11 protein-coding genes and 1 tRNA gene are annotated in these 7407 nt (G+C 38.9%); all 12 read right to left on the bottom strand.

The features are described 5' to 3' along the window. Window positions 1–207: 207 nt before the first annotated feature. Window positions 208–393: a hypothetical protein gene (locus OKC24_RS13045; protein ID WP_131275614.1), complete on the bottom strand. Its 186-nt coding sequence runs from the start codon at window positions 391–393 to the stop codon at window positions 208–210. Between the two features lie 866 nt (window positions 394–1259). Further along, window positions 1260–1331, bottom strand: a tRNA-Arg gene (locus OKC24_RS13040). Between the two features lie 540 nt (window positions 1332–1871). After that, window positions 1872–2078 carry a hypothetical protein gene (locus OKC24_RS13035; protein WP_265465539.1) on the bottom strand — a complete coding sequence of 69 codons (207 nt, stop codon included), beginning with the start codon at window positions 2076–2078 and terminating at the stop codon, window positions 1872–1874. A gap of 249 nt (window positions 2079–2327) precedes the next feature. Further along, window positions 2328–2567 carry a hypothetical protein gene (locus tag OKC24_RS13030; protein WP_265465530.1) on the bottom strand — a complete coding sequence of 80 codons (240 nt, stop codon included), beginning with the start codon at window positions 2565–2567 and terminating at the stop codon, window positions 2328–2330. Between the two features lie 183 nt (window positions 2568–2750). Further along, window positions 2751–4097, bottom strand: a complete 1347-nt coding sequence (locus tag OKC24_RS13025) for an ATP-binding protein (RefSeq protein ID WP_265465528.1) — start codon at window positions 4095–4097, stop codon at window positions 2751–2753. 55 nt (window positions 4098–4152) lie between these two features. Then, window positions 4153–4593, bottom strand: coding sequence for a hypothetical protein (locus tag OKC24_RS13020; protein ID WP_265465526.1), 441 nt, complete (start codon window positions 4591–4593; stop codon window positions 4153–4155). A gap of 4 nt (window positions 4594–4597) precedes the next feature. After that, window positions 4598–5002, bottom strand: coding sequence for a DUF559 domain-containing protein (locus OKC24_RS13015; protein ID WP_438800942.1), 405 nt, complete (start codon window positions 5000–5002; stop codon window positions 4598–4600). Then, window positions 4999–5259, bottom strand: coding sequence for a hypothetical protein (locus OKC24_RS13010; RefSeq protein ID WP_131275611.1), 261 nt, complete (start codon window positions 5257–5259; stop codon window positions 4999–5001). The genes OKC24_RS13015 and OKC24_RS13010 overlap by 4 nt, the downstream gene beginning before the upstream one ends. Next, complete coding sequence (locus OKC24_RS13005; RefSeq protein WP_265465522.1) at window positions 5256–6203, bottom strand: helix-turn-helix domain-containing protein; 948 nt, start codon at window positions 6201–6203, stop codon at window positions 5256–5258. The genes OKC24_RS13010 and OKC24_RS13005 overlap by 4 nt, the downstream gene beginning before the upstream one ends. Continuing rightward, the gene (locus tag OKC24_RS13000) at window positions 6200–6607 is read right to left on the bottom strand and encodes an HNH endonuclease (RefSeq protein WP_265465521.1); all 408 of its coding nucleotides are present in this window, start codon (window positions 6605–6607) and stop codon (window positions 6200–6202) included. The genes OKC24_RS13005 and OKC24_RS13000 overlap by 4 nt, the downstream gene beginning before the upstream one ends. Next, on the bottom strand, window positions 6604–6924 hold the full coding sequence (locus OKC24_RS12995; RefSeq protein ID WP_265465518.1) for a hypothetical protein: 321 nt from the start codon (window positions 6922–6924) through the stop codon (window positions 6604–6606). Before OKC24_RS12995 ends, OKC24_RS13000 begins: the two co-directional genes overlap by 4 nt. Beyond that, window positions 6921–7352, bottom strand: coding sequence for a hypothetical protein (locus OKC24_RS12990; RefSeq protein ID WP_265465516.1), 432 nt, complete (start codon window positions 7350–7352; stop codon window positions 6921–6923). The genes OKC24_RS12995 and OKC24_RS12990 overlap by 4 nt, the downstream gene beginning before the upstream one ends. Window positions 7353–7407: the final 55 nt, after the last annotated feature.

The raw sequence follows: 7407 nt of genomic DNA, 5'->3' as shown, positions 1-7407 counted from the left end.
TATCCAGGACATTGAGCGCTTGTTCGAAATCTTCCTCAGCCTCTAAATATTTTTCTTTTGCCTTGGGTAAAGGTTTAGAGCGTGGTTTGTTTTTAGGTGGGCGTTTCTTGGTTTTCCAGAAATAGTCATCTGCGTCCATTTAACTCTCAATAAAAAACCGCACCAGCTTTTACTGGTGCGGCTTAATCACTCAACACTTAAACCCGTCTAATCATCATTTTTCCAAAATAATACCGGTACTTTAAATTCAAGCTTCAACAAGAATGCAATAATAATCAGGAAAACACCTATTGGGAAAAGAAGATAATCAACTGCAAGCAATCCATAAATTGCTACAAATAAACCCAATAAAATAAATATGTAAAATATGATAATACCAACTATTTCACTCATTTTTCACCAAGATAATGAATAACATAATATAGCATTAGTTAAACATATCAGTGAAAGCTAGCCCATCCCTAGAACTTGGTATTTTACCTTGCGTTAAAAACATTTAGATACAAACGAACAAATACAATATGTTACATTAAACAAATATTTACATTTTTTAATTTAACTCATATTTATTTTCTTAAAAAATGAAAATAAAAAAAACTGCTTATCTCTCGCCGAAGCAAGCAAGCAAGCAAGCAAGCAAGTTAATGTTTACTTATATTTTTTGAATCTTGCTAATGTTTATTTATTAAAGCCAACTATACTCATTTGCTATTGAGAATGGCACACAACTCAATTAAAAATTAAAAATTATCTCTCACGAGTATGAAGCTAAAGTGTCAGTGACTCACCACCAATAAGAAAAGAAAAACCCCGCCGATAATGCATATTGAGCGGGGTTTTGTTTGCCGTAATACGTTCGGCAAATTAATTTATTTCTTTAACCTTAAGGCAATCTCGACAAAACCCTATATCCCCATCCTTACAATGGTGAATTTCAGTCACGCCATGAAAGCCGAATAAGCATTTTAAAAACTGAAGCATATTGCTGCCCTCAACGATATGGTTGTAATTTTGCGGGATTACACCATTTTAAAGGGATCGAATTCGAGCTATTTAAAACTCAGGAAAGAAAAAAGCCTGCCCCTCTTGGAGAAAGAAACAGGCTATAAACTAAATGCACTACATGCCATGGTGAATCTGTTTATACGATAATAGTAACTGATTTTCAACATAATACAATTATTAAATATACCAAATGGTAAATTAATTTCATATTTAAAAGCCCGATCAAATGACCGGGCTTTGCTTATTACATCAGGCGTGCCATACAAGAATTGAACTTGGACCTATCCTTAGGAAGGAATCGCTCTATCCAACTGAGCTAATAGCACATGGTGCCAGCTGGATTTATTTTTAAACCAGTTAAGGGCTAAACAGCAAACTTTTGGAACTGGGCATAACTTTTCTCCAGACAATAAAAAAGCCCCATAGAGAACCATGAGGCTTCACCTTATCATTTGCGCTGATTAAGGAGGCAATTAAGCGACCTGCATTATATATAATTCCATCAAACATGTATATAAAATACACCTTAAAAGTAATACGCCTAATAAAAAACCACCCGAAGGCGGTTTGATAAATTATTGCAGGTTTGAACTCAACCAAGGAATGAATATACCTCCATTCATAATATTGGGGTATGCAGAGTACTCACACTTTGTCTCATCCCGCCAATGCAGTATTCAGCATTGCTCTATATTATTAAGTAAAATTACATAGTTTTGAGATCATTATGAAGGTAATCATCACGCTGATAGCTCTATTGCTATTTACCTTAATGTTGATGATTTTCAGCTTATTGATTGGGATCTACTTAAAAAATATACCATTCTTAATTATTGGGGTCATTTCTCTTTTTGCTCTAGTTTTAATCATTTTGGAGATAAAGAAACATCCGAACGATCTATTTTTTTAAACCTCTTTCCATCAAGCGCTTTACCTTTGAGACAATCCCGGCACACCTTGATTTCTTCACCATCAATCGTGTAATCAATTTCTATTGCGCCATGAAGGCCAAAAAAACACATTAACAATCGGAGCATTTTGTTCTCCTGAATTTTGGTGCCAGCTGGATTCATTTTCAAACCGCTAGGATTAAAACAGCTGGCATAAAAAAGCCTGCAACCTCTGGGGGGAAGTTGCAGGATAAAAATTGTATTAGCATTCGTGGAGAAGTTAATACTCAATACCAAGCATTTTAGTAAGTTTTATCCAAATATTCATGTAACTTTTGGTAAAAAATACCCGCTAGATTAGGGCTGCGGGTATATAAACTTTGAATCCTAAAAAAAGCCCACCATTTGGCGAGATTTCCTTGATATCTAAATCTACTCTTTTGAACACTTCACATCAAACTGGTATTCGTCTTGGGTAACCTTAATTTTAATATTTTTATATTTTCGTTTGTTTGGATCCATAGCTGAACCCGCGACTTCCTCAAAAAATCCACGATTATCCATTAGCTCGCTATATGCTTTATAACCCAACAAAATCTTTTCAGGTTTTTTGCCTTTAACTGCTAATTCACTGAGCGTATCATCTAATTTACTGAGAGTTAAAATTGCCATTTCAGTTAAAGCTCAAAAACAAAAAAGTCATTATCGCTTATTTTTATGAACAAACAATGTCAAAAAAAGCCCACCATTTGGCGAGCTTTTAATTAACTTTAGTGCTTTACATACACTTCCGCCACTATAACAGAAATATGCCATATTCCATGCGCACGGTCAATCAACTACATTTAGATATTTTCAGCGTCTATATCCCCTTTGAGGCGGATGGGAAAAATATGCCTTATCAGATCTTGCCGCTGCCTGAGTCTTATTCTTTAAATCATCGATTTCTTTAGCAGAAATTACCAACTCAATATTTTGCTGCTCAGCTCTTAATCTGACATACCCCCTAAGCATTTTTTCTTTATAAACATATTGTCCTTTTTTCAAACCATTAAATAAAATTGGGCCATAATCATCTTTTAATAAATTTCTTATTCTCGCAGAGAATTTTTTTAGATCCAGAACCTCTTTGTCACCGCATTGTTTCATAATGCCTAGATATTGTTCATACATATTTTTTGTATAAACTCCAATATTGTCTTCAGCGACAATTGTCGCCCATACAACCTCTTCATAGTCTTGTGAACGTTGATTGATAGCTTTTTCATAAGGTCTAGATAACTCTGCAGATGTTGTATCAATAGCATGCTCAATTGCTAAATGATAATCATCCCATTCAACTTTTGAAACCTGACCAGGCCTTTCAAATAAAATCCATAAAAGCTTTTCTATAATTAGATGCACATAGTAAGGATAACCATCACTTATTAAAGCGATCCTTACATAAATATCTCTATGGATATCTATTCCAAATGCTTTTAAAGCTCCAATTGCAATTTCCCAGCGAGCATCCCAAGATAGCTTCTTCAACTCAATAGTTTCTAATTGTCGAATTGCAGACCTATGCGAACCAAGTATCTCATCCAATGTATGAGCAATTCCTGTAAAAATAAATTTTACTTCAACACGCTTATCACCAAGCTGTTTTAGAAAATCAGCAAATTTTTCTATTTCTTCAACATCACTTATACGATCGACCTCATCTACCACCACCACCAAAGCATCATCAAAAAATTCAGAAAGTTCTTTTAAAGTTTCAATGCCATCACTTAGATTTTTAATTTCATTATTGAAATTAATATTTTCAATTTCGCTTTCACGTTTAAAAGAAAACCACTTATACCCTAGTTGCAATGTATTCTTAATTTTTTTTCGCTTCAAACGAGATTTGCTAATCGCTTGTGTCGCAATAGTTGCAATCATTGAAAGAACTGTAGTATCTGGTGCACATGAAATATCTATATAGCACCCATGTTCACCACACCAGTCATTTGCAGCTGTTGCTGCTAAAGACGACTTACCAACACCTCTTTCTCCATAAATAAATACATTGCGTCCAGTTGCGAATAATGCTTGCTGGATTCTTTTTAGCTGCTGCTCTCTACCCTTCAAATGTTCCAGAGATAATACGGGATGTGATGGCGACACAACTTCGTTTACCTTCCTGCCAAAAGACTGCCGATCGTAATTATTAATTGCCATTCACCATTCCTTTCATCATCACTTAATATTAACAAAAAATTTAAAACTCAATCGCTTAATTTAGTCTTAGACGCTTATCGTGACCACACAGAAAGAATTTACCCGCATAAACCATGTTCTTAATTGAGGTTCTTCCGAGAACAAACTCCTTTGCCATCTGATCCAGTGACAGCCCCCGCACATTCTTCTCAATAAATAGATTTACTGCTACTTTGGCTGAATCACATATGCGTCTTGAAAACTTTAGATCAATAATTAATTTATGAACTTCATCTGCTTCATAATCACTTATTTGGCATGTTAATTGATTTTTACGCGGTGCCACCCCTTTATTATTCTCGCAAATTAGCCAATAGATTTGGTTTACACCCAATGTATCAGGCGCATTACCTGATTTCATGCGACAGGTTTGAATGTATGCCCCGTACTGCTTAAACCAGTCTTCAGCCGTAAATTTTGACCAATCCATTACCTCAATTTTCGCCGCTGCATTCATCCCATCACCCTATTAATCTCAAAATTTGCTCTATTGCCATACCGCTTTTCACTTGCTCAGTGCTGAACCGATACACCTGATAACCCAGCGCCGCCGCCGCGTTATATTTTTCCATATCCCCCAAATACCCCTTAGGCCGTGTATGGCGGCCATTGCTCCATACGGCGCCTTCAACTTCCACAAGTATCTTTGTACCCAAAATATGAAAATCGGCTTTCCAGCGACGCTCTGAGTGGAATTTAAATTCCTGTTTGAACTGTATGCCATAAGCTTGCAAATGAGCCGCTAAGTTAACTTCACCTTCACTGCGGGATTTCTCGCCTTTCAGTGCTTTTAATCGGCGCTTCTTGCTGGTGCGTTTATTGGCCTTCAGCATGGCCTTGTAGGCTTCAATGGATACACTGTTCAATGCGCCGCGCTCCCAGCTAGTTCTTCAAAGATGTTTTTCGCATGTTCAGAAAGTTTAAAACCTTGCGGTGTTTTGCCATCCGCCTGAATCAGGCCCCATTCCGCTAAGCCCTTCATGTAGCGCTGCAGGCTGCGTACTGACATTCCCATGTTTGGTTCAATCTGCTGGTGGATCTGTTGAACAGAGATGCGGCCTTTGCACTCAGCAATGATCTTGAAGATCATCAGGTTCAGGTAAGTGCGCTTCGCTTGGTTCATGCGGCTTCCCCTGCGATCGTTCCTGTGAAGCCCACCTGCTTGAGGTATTTCTCCCATTTTTTGGCTTGTGCTGGATCTTCGAGTTTGACGGCAATCTTGGCAGCCAGTTTTTCGTAGCTGTCGCCGGGTTCGCTGTACTTGCTGGAGAACTCACTGTGATGAGCCAGTTTCTGTGCGAATGCAGCGATCTGTTTTTCAGTGAGGTGCTGCGGTTTTGAATCGCCCGCTTTGGCTTGCTGGCCAGCTGCAGGTTTTGAATACTTGGTTCGGTATGCGTGAATCAGCCAATCTGCAAAATGGAAGTTCATGAGTACATCGCAAAGATTTTTGTCTGCGTTGTAAATTTCAAATGCGCGTTTTTCCCGATCTCCCCAGCTTGCCGTCATGAGATATTCAAAATCCAAATCGGGATCTGCCAGATAAATTTCTTCACGAAGTTTTTTAAAGCAAAGCCAGTCTTTTTTATTTTTAGATTCTTCTGGTAGGTTCTTTGGTAGATTCCGTGTCCCAACGTTGGGACCCTTTGACGGAATTGTTGGTACCCTTTCATGGAATTGTTGGAACTGTTCCGTTGTTGGTACTGTTCCATTGTTGGTACCCTTTAAATCGGTATTTTCATCTTTAAAGGGTTCCATCTTTGGGCCTCTTTCACGGCCTTTAACACCCACTAATTGATAGACTTTGACCTGTTTGGTTTTGCCTTTACGCTCGCCTGTATCTTCAATTAATCCATCTTCAATCAGCTCATCGATGATCTTAAGAACTGTTTTGCGGTCCATAGCTGTGTCATCGACCAATCTAGACATGCTTGGGTATGCGCAATGATCTTCACCAGCGCGGTCCGCCAGAGAGAGCAATACAAGTTTTTTAAGCGGTTTTAGAGCGCCGCCTTTCTTGGTGGGTATTTTGATTTCCCAAGCCCATTTACTGGCATCTAGACTCATGATTTCCCCCCGTTTAAGTCTTCATCAAATTTTGCACCTTTTGATGAATTGCAGGATTTACACATCGTTTGGAGATTTTCAAAAGTGGATTCGCCGCCTTTCGATTCAGGCTTGATATGATCCAGTGTTAAATTTTGCTGTACACCGCATGTCACACATTTGAAGCCGTCCCGCTCATAAACCTGCAGTCTGAGTTTTATACCTATCTGCTTTTTTGAGTATTTCCGTTCAGGCTTTATATTTTCTGGCCAAGAAACGAAACGGCCATATTGAGCCTTGTGAACTACATTAAGAATCAAGTCTGCACAGCGATTGCATAGAACGACCATTGGATTAATTTTGTAGTAATAATCCACGGCATAATCTTCTTGGCAATATTGGCAAATTTCATAATCTTCGCTCATGGCTTTACCTCTCCATTCTGGCTTTCTTTGTTTACTGGCTTCACAAAGTTCCCGCCTATAAATTCAATAACACCCGCGCGGCCCATGCTCTTTTCAATTTCAATAACGGTGTACATGGGTATGCGGTATCTGCGCTGCAGCTGTTCGCGGTAGATATCGCGCTGTATGGCTGCATTTGCTTCGTTGTAGCTGCGCTTTTGTAAGTTGCGTTTAGCTGCTTCCATTAACTCATTTAGCAGATGCAGCGCGGGTTCATGCCACGACTGAATGCTGTGAAGCTGCTTTTGATCTAATATCTTTTGGAATGCATGGCTCATGTGACCCAGCCTTGTGCGCCTAAGGCACGGTGTAGATGTCTTGTTTCGTCATGGCTATTTGGTGATAGATCCACAGGAACAAATAGTGCTACTGGCGCCGGCAACCGTTGTTTGGCTTTTAGTTCTGCCGTTGTGGCAGAACGAATAAGGTGCGTTAAAGCAAAGTTTCTATTGCCATCCAGCAGCACGCCATCACCTTGCACTTTATGCACAGTCATTAAGCGGCCTGTTTTGGATTCATCCATAAACACAACCACATCACCGGCCAAGAAATCATCTGCAGTTTTCACATAAGCATCGTCAGGCGCTAAACCTAATTCAAATTCACGGCTTTCAATATCGCGTGTTAAGTCATGTTGCGATTTGTTGTTTGTCTTACCAAGTTGGTTGTTGCCTAAATTGCTCTGTGCTACTTTTGTTTTGTTCATTCAATTTCTCCAAATTTTGATGAATCCATAAAGCCTGATCTGCCCGGTCGGGCTT

It is taken from the genome of Acinetobacter entericus, assembly GCF_026168575.1.
GTDB classification, from domain to species: Bacteria; Pseudomonadota; Gammaproteobacteria; order Pseudomonadales; family Moraxellaceae; genus Acinetobacter; species Acinetobacter bouvetii.
Note: the sequence above shows the minus strand (reverse complement) of the source record. Positions and strands in the feature narration are given on the sequence as shown.

Coding starts and splice junctions, on each gene's coding strand:
- OKC24_RS13045 (WP_131275614.1), bottom strand. CDS start 393: ATGAGTGAAATAGTTGGTATTATCATATTTTACATATTTATTTTATTG.
- OKC24_RS13005 (WP_265465522.1), bottom strand. CDS start 6,203: ATGAGTCTAGATGCCAGTAAATGGGCTTGGGAAATCAAAATACCCACC.
- OKC24_RS13025 (WP_265465528.1), bottom strand. CDS start 4,097: ATGGCAATTAATAATTACGATCGGCAGTCTTTTGGCAGGAAGGTAAAC.
- OKC24_RS13035 (WP_265465539.1), bottom strand. CDS start 2,078: ATGAATCCAGCTGGCACCAAAATTCAGGAGAACAAAATGCTCCGATTG.
- OKC24_RS13030 (WP_265465530.1), bottom strand. CDS start 2,567: ATGGCAATTTTAACTCTCAGTAAATTAGATGATACGCTCAGTGAATTA.
- OKC24_RS12995 (WP_265465518.1), bottom strand. CDS start 6,924: ATGAGCCATGCATTCCAAAAGATATTAGATCAAAAGCAGCTTCACAGC.
- OKC24_RS13020 (WP_265465526.1), bottom strand. CDS start 4,593: ATGAATGCAGCGGCGAAAATTGAGGTAATGGATTGGTCAAAATTTACG.
- OKC24_RS13000 (WP_265465521.1), bottom strand. CDS start 6,607: ATGAGCGAAGATTATGAAATTTGCCAATATTGCCAAGAAGATTATGCC.
- OKC24_RS13010 (WP_131275611.1), bottom strand. CDS start 5,259: ATGAACCAAGCGAAGCGCACTTACCTGAACCTGATGATCTTCAAGATC.
- OKC24_RS12990 (WP_265465516.1), bottom strand. CDS start 7,352: ATGAACAAAACAAAAGTAGCACAGAGCAATTTAGGCAACAACCAACTT.